Annotated in this window: 18 protein-coding genes and 5 pseudogenes; 18 read left to right on the top strand and 5 right to left on the bottom strand. The window is 59.6% G+C overall.

The window, feature by feature from the left end; translation table 11 throughout:
* The 4 genes and pseudogenes from groEL to NKH16_RS24945 form a co-directional block, all read left to right on the top strand.
* The coding region (groEL, locus tag NKH16_RS24960) for a chaperonin GroEL (RefSeq protein WP_352902384.1) at positions 1 to 800 on the top strand (800 nt) is incomplete at its 5' end.
* Positions 801 to 967: 167 nt separating this feature from the next.
* Positions 968 to 1,243, top strand: a pseudogene (locus tag NKH16_RS24955) (ABC transporter permease); the annotation flags it as partial.
* A complete protein-coding gene (locus NKH16_RS24950) occupies positions 1,240 to 1,398 on the top strand; it encodes a hypothetical protein (RefSeq protein ID WP_352492851.1) in 159 nt (52 codons plus the stop codon). The pseudogene NKH16_RS24955 and the gene NKH16_RS24950, both read left to right, overlap by 4 nt.
* An 821-nt stretch (positions 1,399 to 2,219) precedes the next feature.
* A complete protein-coding gene (locus NKH16_RS24945; RefSeq protein ID WP_352902381.1) occupies positions 2,220 to 3,302 on the top strand; it encodes an HPP family protein in 1,083 nt (360 codons plus the stop codon).
* Between the two features lie 447 nt (positions 3,303 to 3,749).
* Here the strand turns inward: NKH16_RS24945 and NKH16_RS24940 are convergent, their stop codons facing one another.
* Positions 3,750 to 4,034, bottom strand: a complete 285-nt coding sequence (locus tag NKH16_RS24940; RefSeq protein WP_352530290.1) for a hypothetical protein — start codon at positions 4,032 to 4,034, stop codon at positions 3,750 to 3,752.
* Between the two features lie 758 nt (positions 4,035 to 4,792).
* Here NKH16_RS24940 and NKH16_RS24935 point away from each other — a divergent pair.
* Entirely contained in the window at positions 4,793 to 6,448 is a 1,656-nt protein-coding gene (locus tag NKH16_RS24935; protein WP_352844006.1) for an MFS transporter, read from the top strand.
* Positions 6,449 to 6,480: 32 nt separating this feature from the next.
* Positions 6,481 to 7,030: pseudogene (locus tag NKH16_RS24930) on the top strand (ABC transporter transmembrane domain-containing protein); the annotation flags it as partial.
* Here NKH16_RS24930 and NKH16_RS24925 read toward each other — a convergent pair.
* The gene (locus tag NKH16_RS24925) at positions 7,005 to 7,604 is read right to left on the bottom strand and encodes a cold-shock protein (RefSeq protein WP_352902378.1); all 600 of its coding nucleotides are present in this window, start codon (positions 7,602 to 7,604) and stop codon (positions 7,005 to 7,007) included. The pseudogene NKH16_RS24930 and the gene NKH16_RS24925 sit on opposite strands and share 26 nt — an antisense overlap.
* Before the next feature lie 643 nt (positions 7,605 to 8,247).
* Here NKH16_RS24925 and NKH16_RS24915 point away from each other — a divergent pair.
* Positions 8,248 to 9,210, top strand: a complete 963-nt coding sequence (locus NKH16_RS24915) for an NUDIX hydrolase (RefSeq protein WP_352469024.1) — start codon at positions 8,248 to 8,250, stop codon at positions 9,208 to 9,210.
* A gap of 7 nt (positions 9,211 to 9,217) precedes the next feature.
* Here the strand turns inward: NKH16_RS24915 and NKH16_RS24910 are convergent.
* A pseudogene (locus NKH16_RS24910) lies at positions 9,218 to 9,562 on the bottom strand (transposase); the annotation flags it as partial.
* Between the two features lie 141 nt (positions 9,563 to 9,703).
* Here NKH16_RS24910 and NKH16_RS24905 point away from each other — a divergent pair.
* Positions 9,704 to 9,988 (top strand): hypothetical protein, encoded by a 285-nt coding sequence (locus NKH16_RS24905; RefSeq protein ID WP_352902375.1) that lies wholly within the window; start codon positions 9,704 to 9,706, stop codon positions 9,986 to 9,988.
* Positions 9,989 to 10,154: 166 nt separating this feature from the next.
* Here NKH16_RS24905 and NKH16_RS24900 read toward each other — a convergent pair whose 3' ends face one another.
* Entirely contained in the window at positions 10,155 to 10,841 is a 687-nt protein-coding gene (locus NKH16_RS24900; RefSeq protein WP_352902373.1) for an isopentenyl transferase family protein, read from the bottom strand.
* A 380-nt stretch (positions 10,842 to 11,221) separates the two neighbouring features.
* Here NKH16_RS24900 and NKH16_RS24895 point away from each other — a divergent pair, with 380 nt between their 5' ends.
* Positions 11,222 to 11,566 carry a hypothetical protein gene (locus NKH16_RS24895; protein WP_352874852.1) on the top strand — a complete coding sequence of 115 codons (345 nt, stop codon included), beginning with the start codon at positions 11,222 to 11,224 and terminating at the stop codon, positions 11,564 to 11,566.
* Positions 11,563 to 11,904, top strand: a pseudogene (locus NKH16_RS24890) (PIN domain-containing protein); the annotation flags it as partial. The gene NKH16_RS24895 and the pseudogene NKH16_RS24890, both read left to right, overlap by 4 nt.
* 227 nt (positions 11,905 to 12,131) lie before the next feature.
* Here the strand turns inward: NKH16_RS24890 and hemN are convergent.
* A complete protein-coding gene (hemN, locus tag NKH16_RS24885; RefSeq protein WP_352884975.1) occupies positions 12,132 to 13,472 on the bottom strand; it encodes an oxygen-independent coproporphyrinogen III oxidase in 1,341 nt (446 codons plus the stop codon).
* 517 nt (positions 13,473 to 13,989) lie between these two features.
* Here hemN and NKH16_RS24880 point away from each other — a divergent pair.
* The 8 genes and pseudogenes from NKH16_RS24880 (at position 13,990) to glyA (ending at position 22,069) form a co-directional block, all read left to right on the top strand.
* Positions 13,990 to 14,355 carry a hypothetical protein gene (locus NKH16_RS24880; protein ID WP_352492844.1) on the top strand — a complete coding sequence of 122 codons (366 nt, stop codon included), beginning with the start codon at positions 13,990 to 13,992 and terminating at the stop codon, positions 14,353 to 14,355.
* 162 nt (positions 14,356 to 14,517) lie between these two features.
* Positions 14,518 to 15,678 carry a porin gene (locus NKH16_RS24875; RefSeq protein ID WP_352902370.1) on the top strand — a complete coding sequence of 387 codons (1,161 nt, stop codon included), beginning with the start codon at positions 14,518 to 14,520 and terminating at the stop codon, positions 15,676 to 15,678.
* 14 nt (positions 15,679 to 15,692) lie between these two features.
* Positions 15,693 to 15,902 (top strand): annotated as a pseudogene (locus NKH16_RS24870) (bifunctional hydroxymethylpyrimidine kinase/phosphomethylpyrimidine kinase); the annotation flags it as partial.
* Between the two features lie 403 nt (positions 15,903 to 16,305).
* Positions 16,306 to 17,838: a Fic family protein gene (locus NKH16_RS24865; RefSeq protein WP_352902367.1), complete on the top strand. Its 1,533-nt coding sequence runs from the start codon at positions 16,306 to 16,308 to the stop codon at positions 17,836 to 17,838.
* Between the two features lie 15 nt (positions 17,839 to 17,853).
* Positions 17,854 to 17,976, top strand: a complete 123-nt coding sequence (locus tag NKH16_RS24860; RefSeq protein ID WP_023679689.1) for a hypothetical protein — start codon at positions 17,854 to 17,856, stop codon at positions 17,974 to 17,976.
* Positions 17,977 to 18,013: 37 nt separating this feature from the next.
* Positions 18,014 to 18,751, top strand: a complete 738-nt coding sequence (locus NKH16_RS24855; RefSeq protein WP_352902364.1) for a hypothetical protein — start codon at positions 18,014 to 18,016, stop codon at positions 18,749 to 18,751.
* Positions 18,752 to 18,990: 239 nt separating this feature from the next.
* Entirely contained in the window at positions 18,991 to 19,815 is an 825-nt protein-coding gene (locus NKH16_RS24850; protein ID WP_352902362.1) for a hypothetical protein, read from the top strand.
* 916 nt (positions 19,816 to 20,731) lie between these two features.
* Positions 20,732 to 22,069, top strand: coding sequence for a serine hydroxymethyltransferase (gene glyA, locus NKH16_RS24845; protein WP_352474792.1), 1,338 nt, complete (start codon positions 20,732 to 20,734; stop codon positions 22,067 to 22,069).
* The last annotated feature ends 21 nt before the right edge of the window (positions 22,070 to 22,090 follow it).

Below are 22,090 nucleotides of genomic sequence, written 5' to 3'. Positions count from 1 at the left end.
AGGCCATGCTGGAAGACATCGCCATCCTCACCGGTGGCCAGGTCATTTCCGAAGACCTCGGCATCAAGCTCGAGAATGTCGGCCTCAACATGCTCGGCCGCGCCAAGAAGGTGTCGATCTCCAAGGAGAACACCACCATCGTCGACGGCGCCGGCAAGAAGGAAGAGATCCAGGGCCGCGTCGCCCAGATCAAGCAGCAGATCGAAGAGACCACCTCGGACTACGACAAGGAGAAGCTGCAGGAACGTCTCGCCAAGCTGGCGGGCGGCGTTGCCGTCATCCGCGTCGGCGGTGCGACCGAGATCGAAGTCAAGGAAAAGAAGGACCGCGTCGATGACGCCCTCAACGCGACCCGCGCGGCCGTCGAAGAAGGCATCGTTCCCGGCGGCGGCGTCGCCCTGCTGCGCGCTTCGCTGGCCATCACCGTCACTGGCGCCAACTCCGACCAGACCGCCGGCATCGCCATCGTGCGTCGCGCGCTGCAGGCTCCGGCCCGCCAGATCGCGGCCAACGCCGGTGCGGAAGCATCGATCGTTGCCGGCAAGATCCTTGAGAACAAGGGGGCAACCTTCGGCTACAACGCCCAGACCGGCGAATATGGCGACATGATCGCCATGGGTATCGTCGATCCGGTCAAGGTTGTGCGCACGGCTCTGCAGGACGCGGCCTCGGTCGCCGGCCTGCTGGTCACCACCGAAGCCATGATCGCGGAGGCTCCGAAGAAGGAGTCGGCTGGCGGCGGCATGCCGGCTGGTATGCCCGGCGGTGGCATGGGCGGCATGGGCGGTATGGATTTCTAATCCAGCCCTCTATCAACCTACAGCGGAAAGGGCGGCAGCAATGCCGCCCTTTTTTGTGTGCCGAGCATGATCGACAGCTTTAGACGTGCAAGTCCTCTACCCAGCCTGATGGCAGCGAAGCGCAACGGCGTCGTCGTGAGACGGGGTCTGGCCGTGTCCTTTCGTTCAGCCGCTGGTCGAAACTCGTGCTGCCTTCCGCCGTGCCGTCGATCTTTACAGGGCTGCGAGAAGGCCTTGCCAACGGCTGGCAGACCCTGGTTGCGGTAGAACTCATCGCATCGTTCGAAAGGCTCCGATACCTGATCGCCTATGGTCGTCAGCTCTTTCAATTGGAACTCGTTCTTTCGGCCATGATCGTGGTCGGCCTGACCGGATTGGGACCCACGGCCTGCTCACGCTTGCCTAAAACCATCTGCAACGCTGGCGTCCGGAGACCCAGATGAGCCTGATCACGATTACAGGTCTGGATAGGCTGTCGCACGGCGCTTCCATCGCACCGCCGCCCTTCCGCTTCATCGGCCGACATCTGCGGCCGCTTGCGGAGCCGATGGCGCTGCTCGCGATTTTGGGAGTTGCTCGCCCATGCCGGCGCTGCTGACCCACGTTTCTACCGCGGCTGGAAGAGGTGGCGGCCGCGGCATGGCAGAGTTCAGCCGAGGTGGCCTTGGCTCCAATCTTCTGGCGAGCCTGGAACCCTGATCGGTTTCGTGTGTGGCAGTGTGGCGGAAACGCGTTTGGTCTGGTGATCGGATTTTCCCGCCTCATCGAACGCCTGAGAGGCTCGTGGTCGCGGTTGTATTACCGCTATTACGTGACCTGATCACGTTGACGATGCCAGCACCTTCATTGGCCACTTTCTGGACCATGTACGTCACATCAGGCTCCCCCGCCCGATCGACACGAGCCGGCTCTGTAACCAAGCCGCCGTCATATGGCGGTTCCACGACGGCACTGGCGGCAGTCGTCTTCTCAGCGGCTACAGGTGGACGTTTCAGCAGCCAACGAATCCGATGGTGGCAAGGACAGGCAGACCAAGCACCGCGTAGAAGCCGTACTCCGCTGGAGTTCGCCTCGGAAGTGGAGCGACAAGGGCCTGATTTGTCTTGCCATGCCGACATTGTCAGCACGCTTTTCGAAGCCTCTGAATTCCTTAGTGTCCATCCCAGCTCGACCTCCGACCATCCCCATTTCCGGCTGCCCGCGGCACGACAGCCCTTGGCCTCTAGCTGCGCTCGAGCGGATCAGCGTGCCGTCCGCCTCCTCTGGCTGATCAAAATGTCTGCACCCATTTGGCAATGGCCGCTTCGCGCAAAAGTATTCCCCCGTGAGCCGGCTTTCCGAATTGGCTTAACTTCCAAATCTGTGGCTTTGCCTGCATTGCGGAGCGCGGAGTTCCGACCACTCGCCCAAGGGTATGCCATGGCGTTTCGTCTCTTTGTTCCGATCCTTGCCGGTGCAACGCTGCGCGAGCGGCTGCTCGCCTGCATCGGGGCCATGATCGGCATCGCATTGACTGGCGTGATCAGTGCGCTGGCGAACGGGTCTGGCCCACATGTCGCACTGCTGGTTGCTCCAATGGGAGCATCGGCCGTGCTGCTCTTTGCCGTGCCTTCAAGCCCGCTGGCGCAACCTTGGTCGATTATCGGTGGCAATACGATTTCGGCGCTGGCCGGGGTGATCGTGGCGCATTTCGTGCGTGAACCCGTTCTTGCTACCGGCATTGCGGTGGCGCTGGCCATCGCCGCCATGTCGTTCACGCGCTGCCTGCATCCGCCGGGTGGCGCCGCCGCCTTAACTGCGGTGTTCGGCGGACCGGCCGTCTTCAGTTCCGGCTTGCTGTTTCCCTTCGTTCCGGTAGCGCTGAACTCGATCGTGCTGGTCGCACTCGGCTACGGCATCCATAAACTGTCGCGGCGCAACTATCCACATGTGGCGGCCCCCGCCCTTAAAAGCGCGCATGGAACCATCGATCCGCCGGCGCGGGAGCGGGTCGGCTTCCAGCCCGAGGATATCGATGCCGCGCTCGGCGCGCTGGAGGAAACCTTCGATATCGACCGCAACGATCTTGAGCGGCTGCTGCGGCAGGTCGAGTTGCAGGCGATGGTGCGCTCCCACCGCACCCTGCTGTGCGAGGACATCATGTCGCGCGATGTGATTTCGGTCGATGAACATGCGCCTGCCGACCAGGCGCGTCATTTGCTGCTCGATCACAACATCCGGACGCTGCCGGTGACCGACGCCGAGGGCGGGCTGGTCGGTGTAGTTGGCCTGCGCGAGCTGACGAAGGCGACCGACGCGGTGAGGGCTGTGATGTCGAAGGCTGGCACCGCCTCTCCCGATACGCCGGCGATGAGCCTGCTGCCGGTCCTCACCGACGGCCGCAGCCATGCCGTGGTCATCGTCGATGCCGAGCGACGCATTATCGGGCTGATCACCCAGACCGACCTGCTGGCAGCGGCAGCGCGCGTGCACATGGCGGACACAACGCTGGCAGCGGCATAAAATAGTGATCCGGACTTGCTCAATCCGGGAACCCGATGGGGCGCCAATAGGATAGTGATATTAAGTGCGGCCTTCCGCCTAAGACAATTCCTTTTTACGAGTAGATCAACCCTGAAACGCGACCGCGTGCTCAGGCATCTGGTTCACGTAGGCCAAGTACGACTGCAACAACGGAACACTCTTCAACCTTGCCGGTGGCCAGAGCCAGTCCGCTATGTCGACCAAAGGCGCGGACTACAAATGGAACCATCTGGTGGACGGCTCCTCTGCAACGATGGTAGCGCGGTTCGCATGTCCAAGGCTGGCTTGAAGCTCTACGTCGCGGGTTGAATGATCCTTGGCAAGGGTCGCGGCTCAGACGCCGAGGACGCGGTTCGCAATTCCATGCAGGTGGTCCTTTCCTTTGGTTCCTGCATTTCGCCTATGGTGAGGCGCGACCGACTCCCCTCATGCATCACGCCGACGACCGCCGCTTCCTCGCCGCGCCAAGGGTTTGACTAGGCCGACGATAGACCATGCGATAAGCAATTCCGAAACGATGTGGCTTCCTTGCGCCAAGTCGGCTCTGTCGAACAGCGATGTCAACATGATCCTGAGTTCCGAGGGTTCGCCGCGCATCAATCCTATAACCTTGATGACGTTCCTGACTAGGAGGATGAGGCTGCTCCAACACGTCCACGGTGTTAGGAATTGCCATTGCACGAGTTGATCTCGAACTTCTTCGTCGCGCATCGCCAATTTCCAGCCCAATACCGCGCCTACGCTTGGTACCCCAACCACGCGGCCTATCGCCCTCATGCCCGCTTCGAGGACCCTCCAGGATCGGGCCTGTTTTTTGGGATAGGTGTGGGAGGCCGAGGCATCAGAGGGAACGGCCAGACGCTACCATGAGGATGCGCCATTTGCCGAAGAGCCGTACCGTTACCTTCGTCACTGTGCGGAACGCGGGGCGACCGTCGCTTCGAAGTTCAAAGCCGCGTCCATAACATTCAACAATGAAAGCCGGCCTCATCAGATCGAGCAGAAAGTCGTCGATGGCATGTGTGAGCGCGTCAGACTTTTGTTCAAGCTGAAGCAGCAAGGCGCGCGCCTCTTCGATCGCGGCCCGGCAACCGTCTGCGTTTATCAGGAATCAATCCTGTCTAAGATCTGCAAGCCCTCACCTCGCCCCAAGCCAGACTCAGCGCATGGAACGCCGTTGGAGAGAGTTTCCGACGAAAGAACATCGTCGCTTTTCGCGAAAAGGCATCGCTCGGCAAAGTGCCCGTTGATGAAGCATGCTGCGTCAAACGACAAGCAAGAATCCGGGCTCCACCCCGTGATGTCTTCGAAGGCGGGGTGAGCCGGCTCGGGCATGCGTCTCGGCCGCAACCCTTAATCACGAGGACCTGTGCCGCAAGGCAAACAGTTTCTCTCTATTCTTCTAGCCGCCACGGTTCAGCCTAGATTACATGGGAAACGGCAATAACGCAAAGCAAAGGGTTGGCAAAATGAGTAGGGTGGCTGGATCAAATGATGATTTGGCTGCACCAACGACCTTTGCGCCACTTTTGCAGCCCACCTTTCGTTCGATCTGGCTCGCCACGCAAGTCTCGAGCCTCGGCTGGTTGATGCAGACTGTTGCCATCAGTTGGCTGATGGCTACCATCTCGACTTCCGATCTGATGGTTGCGCTGGTGCAGGCTTCATCGAACCTGCCCGCTTTCATTTTGTCCGTGTTCGCCGGGGTTCTCGCTGACAATTTCAGCCGTCGCAGGGTTATGTTCGCGGGCCGCTGCCTTATGGTGATAGCATCTGCGATGCTGACCGCTGTTGTAGCGTTGGGCTTTCTCGACCCATGGATGATTCTCGGCTTCAGCTTTTTAATCGCATGCGGCGGCGCTCTCAACGATCCCGCCTGGCAGGCGTCGGTTGGCGATATGGTGGACCGGCGCGATGTTCCCGCTGCCGTTACCCTGCTTTCCGTTGGCTTCAACACCGTACGGACCGTGGGCCCGGCGCTCGGCGGCATCGTGGTTGCCTCCTTCGGGCTTTTGGCCGCTTTTACCGTGACCACCCTCACCTATTTGGTACCCTTGGCCACCATATGGCGCTGCAAGTGGAAGGTCCGCTCGTCGCCTCTTCCGCGCGAGTCGATGAGGAGGGCCATCTATGACGGGCTGCGCTTCACGGCGATGTCATCGGAAATCAAAGCGGCGATCGCACGCGGAACCCTCTTTGGCCTGGCGAGCATCGCCATACTCGCGCTGCTGCCGCTGATTGTCCGCGACCAGTTGGGAGGAGGCCCGCTCGCCTATGGCACGCTCATGGCAGGTTTCGGAACAGGCGCGGTCTTCGCCGGCCTCTCCAACAGCCGGTTCAGACGGAGCTTGTCGCAAGAACAGCTGATGAGGCTCTCCTGCGTCGCCTGCGCGGCGTGCTCCCTCTCCCTGGCGCTTACCTCTTCGATCGGCGTGGCGGCAATTGCACTTGCTTTGGGCGGCGCAGGCTGGGTCACTGCCTGGTCCGGGGTTGGCGTGAGCGTGCAGCTGGCAAGCCCGCGCTGGGTCGTGGGGCGCACGATCTCCATCTACTATGCATTGATAGACGGCGGCATAGCGGCCGGCAGCTGGGTGTGGGGCACCGTTTCCCAGAACCATTCGCTGACCTGGGCGCTAGAGGGTTCCGCTGCGGCCCTGCTGCTCGTTGCTGCAGCCGGCGTTCTGTTTCCTCTTCGCGAGCGCCGCGAGTCCGAGCCCGATCCTTTGGAGGAATTCGACGCCCCAGCTGTCGCTCTCAGTTTGAAGCCGAGAAGCGGCCCGATCGTGGTCAAGATCGAATATCTGATAGCCGAGAGAAATGTCGAGGCCTTCCTCGACCTCATGCGGCAGCGGCGTCATGTACACAGCCGCGTCGGTGCTCGGAACTGGACGCTCCAGCGCAACCTTCAGAAGCCTATGCAGTGGACAGAAACGTTCCGAACGCCGACCTGGACCGACTACCTTCGCCTCAATCATCGTCTCACGGAAGTAGACAAGGAACTGGACGAGCGTGTCTTCCAGTTACACGCGGGAGAGAAAGCGCCTCAAATGACGCTTTCGATTGAGCGGCCGACAAGCTCGGCCCGGAAACCCGACCAGTCAATCCTTCACCTTCCCCGTCATTGAAGCCTGACCTTCCCATATCTGGGCATCAGCGATCGTTAAAGATCCGGGTGATGGATGAGAATCTCGGCGGCATCCGTGTCGTGCGTGCCTTCGCCGCGCAGCCGCACGAGCTGGAAAAGTTCGACCGCGCCAAGCAGGACGCGCCTTGATCTCGCCAATGAGCGCGTTGACATCCGTGTCGGCAACACCAGCGCCATGAATTTCTCGTTCCTGACCGCCATGGGCCTGGTGCTCTGGTTCGGTGGCCAGAAAGTGATCGCAGGTCAAATCAGCGTCGGCACGCTGGCCCTGTTGCTCACCTTCATGACCATTCTACAGATGCCGGTGCGCTAGCTCGGATTGATGGTCAACTCGTTCGCGCGCGCCTCGACCTGCGGCACGCGGCTGTTCGAGTTGCTCGACGCCGAACTTGACATCGAGGACGCGGCGGGCGCCAGGGATCTCGTCGTCACCGACGGCGTGCTGCGCTTCGACAATGTCGGTTTCTGCTACGCGGGCTCGGGCGACCGCCCGACGCTCTCCGGCATCTCCTTCGAGGCGAGCAATGCATCGCCGTCTAGGCAAGGCGAATGCTCCGGACTTCCCAGCCTTTCTTGCCTTGCCCGCATTCGACAAACACCTTCTGTCCCGCCACCAGCACGCTGAGCCCTGAGCGCGTCAGGGCGCTGGCATGAACGAAGACGTCCTTCTCACCGTTGTCAGGAGCAATGAAGCCGAAGCCCTTTTCGGGTTTGTACCACTTGACCGTGCCCCCGCTCTCCAGCTGCGCACCGGTTTCAACGAAGATCCCTCCAGCGACGCGCGTATGTGACGGAGTTTTCGCGCGGTGATCGCCGATCTCCAGCACCTGCGCGACTTGATGACCTTTTGGACTTTTTTCGACCGTGATCTTGAGAGGCGTTCCCGCGGCAACATCCCGGCTTCCGGCCGCCTCTAACACTCGCACGTGCAGATAGGCCTCCGTGCCGTCCGACAGTTTGACGAAGCCAAAACCCTTGCTGACTGTGAACCACAATACCTCCGCATCGACAGGATCTGCCGTCACGGTCGGCGGGCGCTGAAAATAGCTTGGCTCGGAAGTCCGTTCCGAAAAGGAAACGGGGTCATCGTCATAGCGATGCCGGCGTGGCTCGCGATGGTCTCGATATTTGCCCATGATCATCTCGACTGGCATGGATGGCGCACTGCGCTACCGTCAAGATAATCTCAATCGGGCGACGCGTTTATGTCAAAAAGGCCGTGAAGACCGCAGCTGTGCCCGGCCTATCGGCCGAACCCTTTGAAACTAGATTCATTTCCCCTGAAACAATAGTGCCGGCGAGTCGATTTACTGACTCGCATAGGTTGTGTTGGAGCGAGAGTGCGATGATGCTGGCGCGGGCGCACTGGAAGGGCTTTATCAGGCATTGCGGAAAGCCTGCTCCGGGTTTCTTCAAAAGGAACCGAACGGCGGGTCGACGACCATTTGCGCCGGCTCCAGGCCACGGGGCAGGCCTGACCGTGCATGATCATCATCTCCAGCGTCGCGCCCAGCGTAGACGCCAAGCCGTCGAGAACCATGCCGCGCTGTCGCCGACGAGAACAACGTCGCAATGTCGATCGACGAGCTTTGAATCGACGCTCTCAATGGGCCTCCTTCCCCAAGCACGGATGTCGCGTTGGCACATTTTGTGCAGCTGCGAAGAGCTAAAATCGCCACGACGGGTGGTGTTGACGCGCCGACAATTATCAGACAAAAACGGAATTCAATCGGTTCAGCCGCCTACGCGGCAGGGCTCTGCTCAACGACGTCGGGGACCATGGACGATCGCGCAAAAGGGATTAGGAAAGGCGGAGCTGGAGGCAAGGCCAACGACGTCAATGCGGACTTGATCGCCGTTGTGGTCGCCATGGACAGCAGCGCCCCCTGCGTTCTGACCATCCCGCAGGCAAACGCCCTGCCCTCCGGCCCGTTCGAGCTTGCTCACCGTTCGCTGCAGTCGGGCCTCAGGGGATGGGTGGAACAACAGACCGGCCAGCCGCTCGGCTATATCGAACAGCTCTACACCTTCGCCGATCGCGACAGGGTTGGCGCTGACGACCGCGTGGTCTCTATCAGCTATCTGGCGCTCACCCACCAAGACGAAGCTGGCGACCCGGCCGGGCGACACTGGGGAAGCTGGTACGACTATTTCCCGTGGGAGGATCACCGCTCCGGCACACCGGCGGTCGTGTTGGACGAATTGCGGCCGCGCCTGATGGAATGGGCGGATGGCACTGACGACGGTACGACACGCCTCGACCGACGACGGCGGGCGGCGATCGCCTTCGGCTTTGACGACCGCCATTGGAACGAGGAACTCGCGCTTCAACGTTATGAGCTGCTCTACGAAGCCGCCCTGGTGGAGGAAGCAATACGCGCCGGACATTCCGCTGCGCCCACCTCGGTGTCGGGCAGATCGATGATCGCCGATCATCGTCGCATCCTGGCGACCGGCATTGCGCGGCTGCGCTCCAAGATCAAATACCGGCCGGTCGTATTCGAACTGATGCCGCCGGTCTTCACGCTTTTGCAGCTGCAGCGCACCGTGGAGGCGCTTGCCGGCAGGCTCGTGCGTAAGCCGAACTTTCGCCGGCTGATCGAGCAGCAGGAGCTGGTCGAGGAGACCGGTGAGACAACCGCGGAAACCGGCGGCCGGCCGGCGCAACTTTATCGCTTCCGTCACGCCGTTCTCGACGAGAGGGTGATAGCCGGAACAAAATTGCCGCTCTCGCGGGCTTGACCCGCCTTGCGCCAGCAGCCCTGACGATGTCGCGGACGGCTTGGCCCTTGTGAGAACCGGGATTGTCGAGAATGACGATGTCGCCCGGCTTCAGTGTTTTGTTGAGTTCGGTTTCGACATAGACGCGAAAGGCCTGCGTATTGATGGGTCCGTCAATGACCCAAGGCGCCTCCACCCGATCATGCCGCAGCGCGGTGATGAAGGTCATCGTCTTCCAATGGCCATATGGTGCGTGGGCCATCAGCCGCTTGCCGCGCACACCCCAGCCGCGCAACGGCGCCATGTTGGTCTTGACCCATGTTTCATCCAGGGAGACCAGGCGCGTAGGGTCAATGCGGGTCTGATAGCGCATCCATTGCGCACGCCCGCGCATCAGCTTTGGCTTGAGCTGCTCGACCGGCAGAACGGTTTTTTTTGAAGCTCTTGCCCTCGCGGTGCAGGAAGCGACCGACGCTCGCAGGAGACCACGTTCAGCCAGTGCCGCCGTCAATTGATGAAGCGTCATGTTGGCATCTCGCTCAACCTCGCCCAGGACGAAAGCACGGTGCTCCCCGTCGATCAGATAGGGCCGATGACCACCCATCTTGCCGGGTGCCGCACTGCCACGGCGACGCTTGCGGCCTCGGGCGTTTCCTGGGCGAAGGCGGTGGCGATGAAAGCCGAGACGACGCCACAGACTGGGCTGGCGGATAGTAGTTCGCGAGTCAGCCACGGTAGCGGTCGCTACGAAGCGCGCAGCACTTTGTCACCGGTACATTCCGTCCCATGCCTGAAATGAGCAGTGCAGCCATGTCGCCTCCTCCGCAGTCACCGTGGCGAAAGCAATCCTTCCGCTGCCACACGGACCTAATGTCGCCTGGCACTAGCTTGCTTCAGCAAACCACTTAGCGCAATTCTCAGGAGCTACCGTGCCCGCATCGCAGGCGAGGTCCGGGGAGGCTTGCTCACTCAGTTTGCCATTCTGGAAAGTCGCGTTCTTGCCAACGCGCATATTCGAGATATTCTCTCGCAATCGCCTCTACAAGATCTTGTTGGAGCTCTTTGCGAAGGCACGGCATTTCGCTGATTGCCAAGCTGTGCTCTCTCGCAAAATGAATGGCGCAACGATATCCGTCAACGTCTTCCAAAATGGGACGGACTGCATCTTCCTTCCACTGATCCGCAAGTTCCTGCAGCAATGAAGGTTGTCCTTCTCTTGTGACAAACATGTCTGTGACCCGACGCTTGGCTCTCTCCAGAAAGGCGTCCGAGTTGCCGAGCCGCAACCGCCTTACATGCCACCGAAAAGCGCCATCCCAATGCTGACTTCGCGCCATTAAATTGAGAAGGGAGATCGAACCGCCTTCGAGGATGAGCCCCGGCTGGGAACTACGCTCATCCACTTGCATTATCAGCTTACGATGGGCGGTCTCGGCGTCGATGATGCCCGCGGTTAGCGGGCGCGAATCCAAGTAGATCCGCTGGGTAGATTGCAGTTCGGAATCCGAGGGACGCCCGCTGCCGGTGGCGATTTGAGGACAGCATTGTACACGATCCAGCGCAATGACCGGCCATCCGGTCTCTCGTGCAATTTGGATTGCCGTGTCTGTTTTGCCGCTGCAGGTCGGCCCGTAAATCAAATAGATTAGCATGTGTATGCCGCTTAGTTTATCGGAACTAACCGCCCGCCAAGCACAAGATACTCGGTAGGCTTTCACCGGACTTGTCGCAAACATTTTGACAAGCGGCGATTATGCCCTGAAACGACGCCATTTTCGAACTTTGTGAAGTCCGAAAGGGCGCAAGCAGCCCGTTCTGATCGTTCAGTCCAGTCACCAACGCCTCTGTTTGACGTTTGACGACGGTCCACTTTGCACATCTCATGCCGACTGTGACGCAACGCGGCACCGCAGGATGGTGACCTCGTTGTCTCCGGCAAAAGATCCTTGCGCGTCTTGGGTTAATCGAGGCGGCGGCGCACGGGCGCCTTATTGTCTCGGAACATGGCCAGGAAGGCGGCTGATCAACAAAAGTGGAAGACGGTGTCCCGACGACCTCACCGATTTGTGAGGCGACCGAGGATCTGCCCGACATCGTCGATCTCGTCTTCGAGGTGGGCCGTGTGCCGGCCGCGCCGCCAAAGCCTCCTCCCCTGCCGGTCCGGCTGGAAGCCTCGTCGAAACGGCACAGGAGTACACCAAAGCCGCCAGCGCGCAAACACACAGACCGCCGGCGCCAAGGATTTGGCGCTTTTTGCGTGGCGTCCGCTCCGATCTTCCGGAAGGGGAGCTGGCTGCTGTTTTCTGGGCACTCGCTGCGCAACGCCGAACTGGACATCGAGCGGCTACGCGATGAACCGCATGGTCTGCCATTGTGAGGCTCTTGCTCGACACTAATGGCCTCTCCGAGGTGACGAGGCCGAGCCCTGACGCGCGCGTGCTGGAATGGATGGACGGGCTCGATGAAGACCGCTCATTTATCAGCGTTGTGTCGATCGCCGAGATCCGGCGCGGCGCTGCCCTCATGGACAAAGGTCGGAAACGTGACGCACTGGCCGGATGGCTCGCCCGGGACCTGCCGCAGCGCTTCGAGCCGAGAGTCCTGCCCGTGGACGAACTGGTTGCCCTGGCCTGGGGCGACCTGACGGGCCTCGCGAAGCGGCGTGGCCGCGGTCTGTCATCGATGGACGGGCTGATTGCAGCCACCGCGATTTCCTGACCCATCACATGGCGGGGATATTCATGCGCTGACCGCGAAACACCCAGATGCCTCGCACCTACCACGATCAATATGGAAACGCCTCGGTGGCAGCCACGAGGTCGATGTCATTGAAGATGAGATGAAATAGGCGGATCAGCTCTGCTTTTCGCATCCTTGACGCGCGCTTCATGACAGGCCTCGGCCAAGGGCGTCGAGTTTAGCTTCCGGTTGGATGCTTGCCCTCACCTGTGGCTATGCTTACGGCCATCCCGATCGAGAAAAGCATCGAACGCGGCAGCGACAGCGCGAATTACAAAGCGGTGCTCCCGCCGTACGCGGACAAAACCGTTTTCGAAGTCCACTATCCCGTCCTCGGCCAGCATCGCCAAGCGTTCAGCTGAATCGAGAAGACGGATCGGATCAGATCCGTGGGCGGCACAGATTGCCTGCACATCGGCCTCGAGATCGCACATTAGTCGCTCGATAATTGCGGCTCGCACGCGGTCGTCGTCGGTGAGGCGATAGCCCTTTGACGTCGCCAGACGGCCAGCTGCGATGTGCTGGATGTAGGAATCCCGTGTAACTTCGTTTTGGACGTACCCCTCGCCGACGCGGCCGATAGCCGACGCGCCGAAACCGATCAGGGTTCTGCAGGTGGTGGCCGAGTAGCCCAGCGAGTTACGCCGCAGGCGACCCGTTTTCTGTGCCAGCGCGAGCTCGTCGTCCGGCAAGGCGAAATGGTCGAGTCCGATCTCGCGGTAGCCGGCGGCAATCAGCGTCGCGGCCACGGCCGCATACTGTTCGGCGCGGGCAGCGCTGCCCGGAAGAACTGCCTCCTCGATGAGGCGCTGATTCTTTATAAGCGACGGGATGTGCGCATAGCCGAACACCGCAAGCCGGTCGGGGCGCATTGCGACCGCCGCCCTCGCGGTCTCGACGCAGGACTGCACCGTTTGATGCGGGAGACCGAAGATGAGGTCGAAGTTGATGCGGCTTACTCCATGCCGGCGCAGCATTTCCACGGCAGCCGACGTCTGCGCCTCACTCTGAACCCGGTTGATTGCTTTTTGAACAATGGGATCGAAGCTCTGCACGCCGAGACTCACACGGTTCACGCCGGCTGCTCCTAAGGCCTCGGCCATCTCGGCCGTGAACGTGCGCGGATCAATCTCGACGGCAACCGTAGCTGTTTTCGTGAGAGCGAAGCGGCGTCGCAGGAACTCCATCAGAGCCAGGAACTCGGCTGGTCCTATGAGAGACGGCGTTCCGCCGCCGAAATGCATGTCGCTCACGGGCAGCGTCTGCGGCGCTCGCTCCGAGACCAAACGGATCTCGTCACGCAGGGCCGCCAGATAGTTGAGGATCGGCGCATCATGGCGGGTGATGGTGGTGGGGAAGCCACAATACCAGCAAGCTGATCGGCAGAACGGAACGTGGAAATAGAGCGACACCGGATCGTCAGCCGGCAGGTTCCTGAGCCATTCCTCATAAGCCTCGGCGCCGACCGCCCCAGAGAACTCTGACACAGTCGGATAGATAGTGTACCAAGGCAGGCCGGCCTCGCGATATTTTGTGGTCTGCAACAGTTACCGTCCCATGCTGATAACCGCCAACCTTACCGCTGCGCTCGCCTGTGTCTTTGCGCTATGTCAGTCCGTTCCGCTTTGGGCTCGAAACTTGTATTTCTCAGCAATAGCGGCCGTTCAGTCTTGGCTGGACGGTCAGCGACTGGCCATGGCTGTTCCCGCCGCGACCCTCACGCGCACCGTTTGGTTCCACCATCCCTTCCCTTCAGCCTGCGCTTGGTCGAGTAGATTCTGCTGAGCGCGGCTGCCGCATCCAACGAGATAACACGGCGTTGGGACCAGACTTTGCTCGCCAGCTAGCGCAGCCCCATAGTGATCTCTGGCATCTCGATGAGCTCGTTGTGTGAATTGCTGGCAAGAAGCATTAGCTGTGGCGCGCCGTCTATCAGGACGAGAGGCTGCTCGACGCGACCGTCAGGTCGGCCGCAATGCCAAGGCCGGCGCGCCTACTGACTCCGTGGTGGAGGCAAGGCTGCGCGTCAGCGCGTGATTACCGATCATCGCGCTCGCCAAAATGACGGCGTCGTACCGAGCGGTGCCGCCGCATGATGTCTCAACGTCGGGGCTCACAGCAAACAAAGCTGTCGCCATTGAACGAAACTGTCGCGAAGCGAACAGACGAACCGTAGCCGAAACGTTTGCCGTTCGTGCTTGGGTTGATCCGCAAGGCAAAAAGGAAGGAAGAGCGAACCAAGGTCCGCCGGCACACTTGAGCTTCAAGCCGCAGCTGCGTCGTCAGGATGGCACGTCATTTGCAGTAGAAGCCTTTGTGACGGCCCGCCCACAACTAGCGGAGATGACGGGGATGATTTGTACAGAAATGTTGGATGGCGTCGTTTCGGCGATTATTATATTTGTAATAACAATGGCATATTTGTAACAATAACACCCAATCATATTCTCAATTTCTGATGAATATCCGGCGTGACGAGCGCATCAAAACTGCTCAAATTCAACTCAATGCGCATCGTTATCGACTGTTTCCCTAGCAATAGTTCATCACTGACGTCCATTCCTTTTACTCTTTGAACGGAGATCAACAATGAACATTAGGAGCCTCCTCCTCGGCTCAACTGCGGCACTGATTGCCGTTTCCGACGCTCGCGCCGTGACCGCCGTTGCCGAGCCTGACCCGACTGAGTACGTTAAAGTCTGCGACGTCTACGGGTCGGGCTACGTCTACATTTCAGGCACTGAGACCTGCGTGCGCATCGGCGGCTATGTCCGTTACGACGTCGGCTTGGGCCATGTCGGATTGGTTGATCACGCAAGAACCTCGGATGTGAGGACTGGTGAGCATCAGGGCACATGGCAAAACAACACGCGCTTCACATTGAAAACTTGGACCGGCCAGGAGACCGAACTCGGCACGTTGAAGACCTACACCGAAACCCGCATGAACTTCGGCAACCGCCACACTTCGGTTTCGGACAGTTCTCGGTCCTATGCCTTCAACGGAGACAGCACCTTGACTCTCGCCTGGATTCAGCTTGGTGGCCTCCGAGTTGGTAAGGACTGGTCGGCCTTCGACATGTTTATTGGCGGCGCGGGTGACGTACTCAACCAGACGCCGGTTCCGTACGGCGCTTTCGATACCAATGTGGTTCAGTACTACTTCGACGCCGGGAACGGCTTTTCGGCCGTGGTTTCGCTCGAAGAAGGCTCGGGCGTGGTCGGCACAATCGACAGCTACGCACCGCACGTAGTCGGCGGCTTGAAATACACACATGGCTGGGGCGCGATCACCGGCGTTGCCGCTTATGATAGCAACTACGAATCGGTGGCCGCCAAGGTCCGTGTCGACATCAATGTCACCAACGAACTGTTGCTGTTCGGAATGCTCGGCTACGGTTCCAACGGCAAGCTCAACGACGACTCCACGAACGCCATCGACGCTCATGGTCGCGGCTTCTATAAGAGTTGGGGCGGGAACTGGGCTTTCTGGGCTGGCGCCACTTACAAGCTCAACGAGACAACTTCGTTCAACCTTCAGCTCTCCGGTGATCAGCTCAAGAACCATGGTGTCGCTGCAAACGTCGCCTATGCGTTTCTTCCAGATTTCACGGTTACGGCGGAACTCGACTATGGCCGATACGGTAACTTCGCCGTCGGCAAGGTGGACGGCGCTTCCAACATGAATTGGACCAACGCCAACAAGAAGAGCAGTGTCGGCGGAATCCTGCGTTTCGAACGCTCATTCTAACGGATGAAAGGGCGCTGAGGCAGGCATCGCATGTACTTGTCGTCGGCGGATCGGACTCCAGTGGGGGTGCCGGAATCGCGCGCGATATCGAGACGCTCTCCTCCATGGGCGTGCGCAGCTGCCTTGCCGTCACTGCGGTGACGGTGCAAACACACGACAGCGTCACGGACATCCTTCATCTGCAACCCGGTCTGGTGGCCGATCAGATGCGTGCAGCGATCTCGCGAGCGTCGCGGCGTAGTGAGCGCGGGCGCGGCCGTGATGATCGGGGCGGGAGGGAGAGGTAAGGAGCGTCTTTCCTTTGAGAATTCGCGTTTACGGGTACCCACGATGCACAACGGGCGAGTTTTTCAAAGAGGCGCGTCCTCCTTCGAAGCGCTTCGGAGCGCCAGGCTCTAGGCTCGCCCCGAGCCTCTGCGTAGCGTGCGGGGGAGCTGGGTCTCGGCCCATCCGGGTAACGATCCTTCGCGCGGCTATGGAAACGATCGCATTTGCCGATTATCGCATAAAAAACTTGTTATCGCACGACTTAAAAAACTTGCAACTCCACACCATCATTGACTTGTCGCCTATCGGCACTATATACTTGTAATCGCACAGCTCTAAAAAACTTGCAAAGGCACGGCCATGGCCAAGCCCCATGAAAAACTCGCTGTATCACTGGCCGTCCTCAAAGAGCTGCAGGAGGGTGGGCGGCGCATATTCAAATCAGATGAGCTGACCCGCGTCCACCGGGAGCGGCTGCTGCAGAACGGGTTCCTGCGCGATGTTATCAAAGGCTGGCTCATGTCGACCGGCCCGCAGGCACGGCAGCAAGACACCACCCCTTGGTACGCGAGCTTCTGGGAGTTCTGCTCCCTTTACTGCAATGACCGGTTCGGCAAGGACTGGTTCCTCTCACCGGAGCAGTCGCTGCTTCTGCACGCGGAAGCGCCCACTATTCCGCCTCAGGTGGTGGTGAACGCCCCCAAAGGCACGAATAACAAAATCGACCTGCTGTTCGGCACTTCGCTCTATGACCTCAAGGTCAAGGAGATGCCGGCCGAACTGACAGAGAAAAACGGCCAGCGCGTGTTCACTGTCGAGGCCGCCCTTACCCGGGTGCCGGAAGCGTTCTTCCAGCGCGCCCCTATCGAGATGCAGATCGCCATGGCGTCGGCGCGCGACGTATCAACCGTTCTGGCCCTGCTGCTTGATGGCGGCCATTCCGCCGTGGCGGGACGGCTTGCGGGGGCCTTCCGTCGCGTAGGACGCGACTCCTTTGCCGATGAAATCGTGGCCGCCTTCAAAGCCGCCGGCTATGACGTGCGCGAATCCGATCCGTTCGCGGGACAAATTGGAGTGACAACTATTGCGGCGGGCGTACCGCCGTTGGTCGCCCGCCTGCGCGCGATCTGGCAATCGCAGCGCGAAGCCATCATCGAGATATTCCCGAAGGCACCCGGACTGCCGTCCGACAAAGACGCCTATATGAAGTTCGTCGAGGATATCTACGAAAGCGACGCCTACCATTCGCTGTCGATAGAAGGGTACAGCGTCACCCCGGAACTCATCGACCGGGTGCGCGAGGGGAGCTGGAATCCGGAGATTGATGAAGAGGACCGCAAGAACCGAGATGCGCTTGCCGCGCGTGGCTACTACCTCGCATTCCAGAAGGTCAAAGACTCTGTTGCCGCGATCATCAACGGCAAGCCAGCCGGCGCGTTGACGCGGGACACTCACCGGGAGTGGTACCGGGAGCTGTTCGCGCCGTCAGTGACCGCCGGCATCCTCAAAGCCAGCGCGCTTGCGGGATATCGCAATCACCCTGTGTACCTGCGCGGCTCGCAGCACGTGCCGCCGCGTACCGAAGCGGTGGCCGATGGTATGAATGAGCTGTTCGACCTGCTGGAGGCGGAGAAGGAGGCCTCCGTGCGTGCCGTGCTGGGGCATTGGCTTGTGGGCTATGTGCACCCCTATCCGGACGGCAACGGACGAATGGCGCGGTTCCTCATGAACGCGATGCTGGCTTCAGGCGGTTACCCCTGGACAGTCGTCAGAGTCGATGACCGGAAGGCCTACCTCGCAGGGCTGGAGGAGGCGAGCGGCAATATGAATGTGAAAACGTTCGCCGCCTTTCTCGGCGAACGGGTGAAGTGGTCTATGGAGAAGGCGGCGTGAGGTCGGTGGTGTGCCATGTTTAACTTGCTTGTCTCGGGCCACGGCGAGTGGTGGGAAACGCCGCCGTTCACGTCAACCATTGACCGGTTCAAGGAATCTAGCGGCGCCGAGGCCGAGGCTATCGACCTCGCGCCCTGAAACATTGCGCCGGCTGGAGGAAATCCCGGCGCTTTTGATGTACGAAGTCGGGGCGGGAGGCCCGCACGCGCGCGTGGTCCGGCACAGCCGCATACGCAATATCGTTCGGCGCGGACACGAACTGGCCTTCACCTTCGAGCCCGATCCGAAACATGCCTTTCTCGACCCGTCAGCGGTGTTGAGAATTGCGGACCGGCTGGGCATTCAACAGTTCGAACAGCACCGTACGCACTGGGCGATCAAGGATGGTGACATTCCGGCCGAGCTGATTGCCACCAGCACCGCTGAACGGGCGCAGCGCACCATTGCCGTGGTTGCGGCAGAATATGTAGAAGCGCGCCGCGAGGGACGAAGGAGAGAAGCTGCCGAACTGGCCGAAGAACTGGAGGATTTTCCTCCCTCGCTGGAGAAAGCACTGTCGCTCGTGCCGGCGCGTATCCTTCAGCAGCCGACACCCGAATTATACCCGATCCTTGGGATAGAGCCCCGCACGCCCGAAGGCCGCAACGCCGTCGTGGCCGTCGTCGCAAGGGATCACAATGGGCAGGACTTGCCTGCCGACTGGTCTTATTCGCTGGCGTGGTTCCTGGACCTTTACGGCAGCGCGACGGAAGCGGGGCGCCTTGACGGCGCGCTGGCCGAATGCGCAACGCATGTGATCGCGCTCGGCACTGGCGAGGGAGAAGCCGCCGCCCCGGTTGAAGATATCGGCTACGCACTCTGGCGCTGTTCGCGAAGCCCGAAACTTATCGGCGATCTGGCCGGGAATCGCTGAGATAGCGCAGGAGGTTTTGTCGCTTACCAAAATCAACTGGAACTCGACCCAGATCAACCAGAAGCTTCCCATTTCCATTCTAGCAGCCAGAAGAGTGGGTGAGCTCTTTAAATATCTATCCGAGGAATCGATAAGCTCAGACTATCTCGCAAGTACACATAGCTTTTTTTTGTTATAGAGTCTGCTCGGCTGCAGCAGGCAAAGAGCCAGGATAAACTTCAGCACGAAAGCAGAATTGAATGAAGGTGGGCTACATGGAGTTCTCATTTGGGTATGCCTTCACCGAAAACCTTATCCGGTCATCGTCAGCCGCACCTGTAGGCGCGCCGGTCTTTCCAAACCTCGTACAGGAGGGGCATTCTGGCTTTGACATCCGCATCAATTTCCCAGGGGTTCCGCTGTTATTCCAGTACAAGCTTCCGGAGCTGATGAAGCGAGGAACTGCGTTTGAGATTGCGAGCGGACATTGTCCCGGTTTGTCGATACCATTTTTTCGGATTGCGATGATGCGCAGGGATGTGTCGCGTCAGCATGAACTGCTTCTTCGGCTTGAGGCGCGCTATCCGTCAAACGTCTTCTATGCGGCTCCTTGTATTGCAAACATCAGCGATTTCGACCGCTCTTATAATGGAGCAACCGTAGCACGGCAGTCCATTTTCGTCTCACCAGGGGATATTGGGCCCTTGCCAGACGACAAAGCGTACAGCCTTGCCTATAAGCCTGGACTGGCAACTGGATATTTTTGCTCGAAACCCAAGCCCACCAAAGTTCAAACATTTGATGATCTCGCTGCGCTCTTTAAGGAGCAGTTCGCCGAGAAGCGTTTTGCGGAAGTCGGCGAGGCGGCGCGTGAGATGCGCGAAAACGTACTTGAGCTTGCTTCGCCGTCAATGCGGCAAGCCGAACAGCTCATTGCTGAACGGGTCGGCGCGAGACGCATTCAGATTCTAGACGGCGCAGCCAGACCGCCCGAGGAAGAGCGCGCAGTCACTGACATTCTCGGAGCGCGGGAAATTGCGCGTGTCGATCTTGGCGTCGACCTGCTGGTGGCCCAACCACGCTAACGACATCATACCTCGCTGATTAGCCCAGCTTTTGTCTAGGCCACAGTTATGAGACTACGAACTACTTGGCCAGGAAGAAGATCGGATTGAAAGCGAACTTCCTTGTCATCTTTGCATCACGGTCAGTCTGCACGAGATTGACCGCTGCAAGCCGGGAGCAAGACCGGGCTGCGCAAACGTTGCAACAGATCCTTCAAGGAAATTCATAGACTCTTAGCAACTCCGGTTCGCTGTGAATGGTAGGCTTATTGCAACGTTTGAGTCAGTGGGGTCCGAACCGTGGCTTATTCTCCGACCCGCCGAACTGCGTGCAATTTCGGCTGAAGGCAATGGCAAGAAGAGCGCCCATCTTGTTTGTTCGACACAGCCATATCGGCTCAAAACAGTATCTTCACGGCCACCGAGATTGTCCGGTCGGTGGACAAGCAACCATATTATTTGGTTCGAAAGCTGCAACATCTGTGGAGAACGCGAAATGACAAATTCAGTAGGACGAGTGCCCAGGCTTTCCAAGTAGCTTGGTCCTGACCAATGCTGACACTGGTCAGTCGCCTACGGACGGCAGCGCATTTAGATCGCCTTCGAATTCTAGGCCTTTGCGCGCACGCGGACCTAACTGTCTGCCAGCTAGCGGAGATTCTGGGTCTGCGTCGTGAGCACGTTGTACGACACGTCCGGCTGCTGGCCAGAGCCGACTTTCTTTACTGCAACGAACAACGTCCGTGGTGCTCGTACAATCTCAAAACAGGAGGTAAGGACGGCGGGCTGGTTCAATTGTTGGTTGATCTCCTGCCCCACGGCGATGGCTATCACAAACGAGACCTTCAACGGCTCGAAGCGGTACGAGACACGCGGCCGAAGGGGACCGCATGCTTGACCGTGAAATAGATCAGTCCAATTGGAGCGCGAAACCACCATGGACAACTCCGCCGACGGCGCCATCGCGCCGCGCGACACTTACGGACGGTCTCGATTGGCCGCGGTTGATTGCCGCGTTCACGAACTGCTTCTGAGACAGGAGCGGCAGGAGCGGACGACCCTTAAGCTCATCGCCTCAGAGAACTTTGCGTCCTCGGCCGTGCTGGAAGCGAACGGCTCGATTTTCACGAACAAGTACGCCGAGGGGTACCCCGGTGCGCGCTACTACGCTGGAAATGAGATCGTTGATGAGCTTGAGAATCTAGCCATTGAGCGCTTGAAAACACTATTTGGCAGCGAGCATGCCAACGTCCAGCCTTATTCCGGCTCGCCGGCCAACCAGGCTGTCTATCGTGCGCTTTTGAGCCCCGGTGACAAAGTCATGGGCTTGCCCCTCCCGGAAGGGGGCCATCTGACTCATGGTTGGGCCATCAACTTTTCCGGAACTGACTATCAACGCGTCCCCTATGGACTAGATGAAAAGACACAGCAGATTGACTATGACCGCTTGCGCGAGACAGCCAAGCGGGAACGGCCGCGGCTCATTTGGGTCGGCGGAACTGCTTACCCGCGTGTCTTTGACTACGCGGCAATGGCAGAAATCGCCCTGGAAGCGAACTCCTATCTCGTAGCCGACATTGCGCACATCAGCGGACTGATTGCCGCGGGAGCGCACCCGAATCCCGTGCGCCATTGCGACGTGGTCAGCAGCACCTCCCACAAATCGATCCGCGGTCCCCGCGGTGGTTTCATTTTGTCCAGGAACGAAGATCGCTATCAGGCCCTGTATCATACAAAGAGCAAATACAATCTCGCCAGACGAATAGACCGGGCGGTCTTTCCTCACCTGCAAGGCGGGCCTCATATGAATGCCATCGCTGCGCTAGCAGTTGCCTTGCACGAAGCCGCGAACCCGTCCTTCCGAAGCTACGGCCAACAGACCGTCAAGAATGCCAAGGCTCTTGCACAGGCACTGATCGAGCGAGGGTATGACCTGGTTACCGGGGGGACGGACAATCACATGCTGATCCTTGATCTGCGCGATCGACCACTATCGGGCAAGGCCTATGCCGAGCGGCTAGCAAAGGCAGGCATCATCACAAACTTTAATATGGTGCCTGGCGACCCGCGGGATCCGGCGGTCACAAGCGGAATTCGCCTGGGGTCGCCAGCAGTGACGTCAATGGGCATGCGCGATGTGGAAATGGTGCAAATTGCTGGCTTCATTGACTGCGTCCTCCGGCGGCCTGATGACGAAGATCTCCATGCCTGCGTGCGAAGAGACGTTGCCGATTTGTGCGCTGCGTTCGAGGTCCCGGGCATCACCAACAGGTAAGGTGGGCTAAGCAAAATGCAC

It is taken from the genome of Mesorhizobium sp. M1307 (genome assembly GCF_040318155.1).
In the GTDB taxonomy this organism is placed as follows: domain Bacteria; phylum Pseudomonadota; class Alphaproteobacteria; order Rhizobiales; family Rhizobiaceae; genus Mesorhizobium.
Note: the sequence above shows the minus strand (reverse complement) of the source record. Positions and strands in the feature narration are given on the sequence as shown.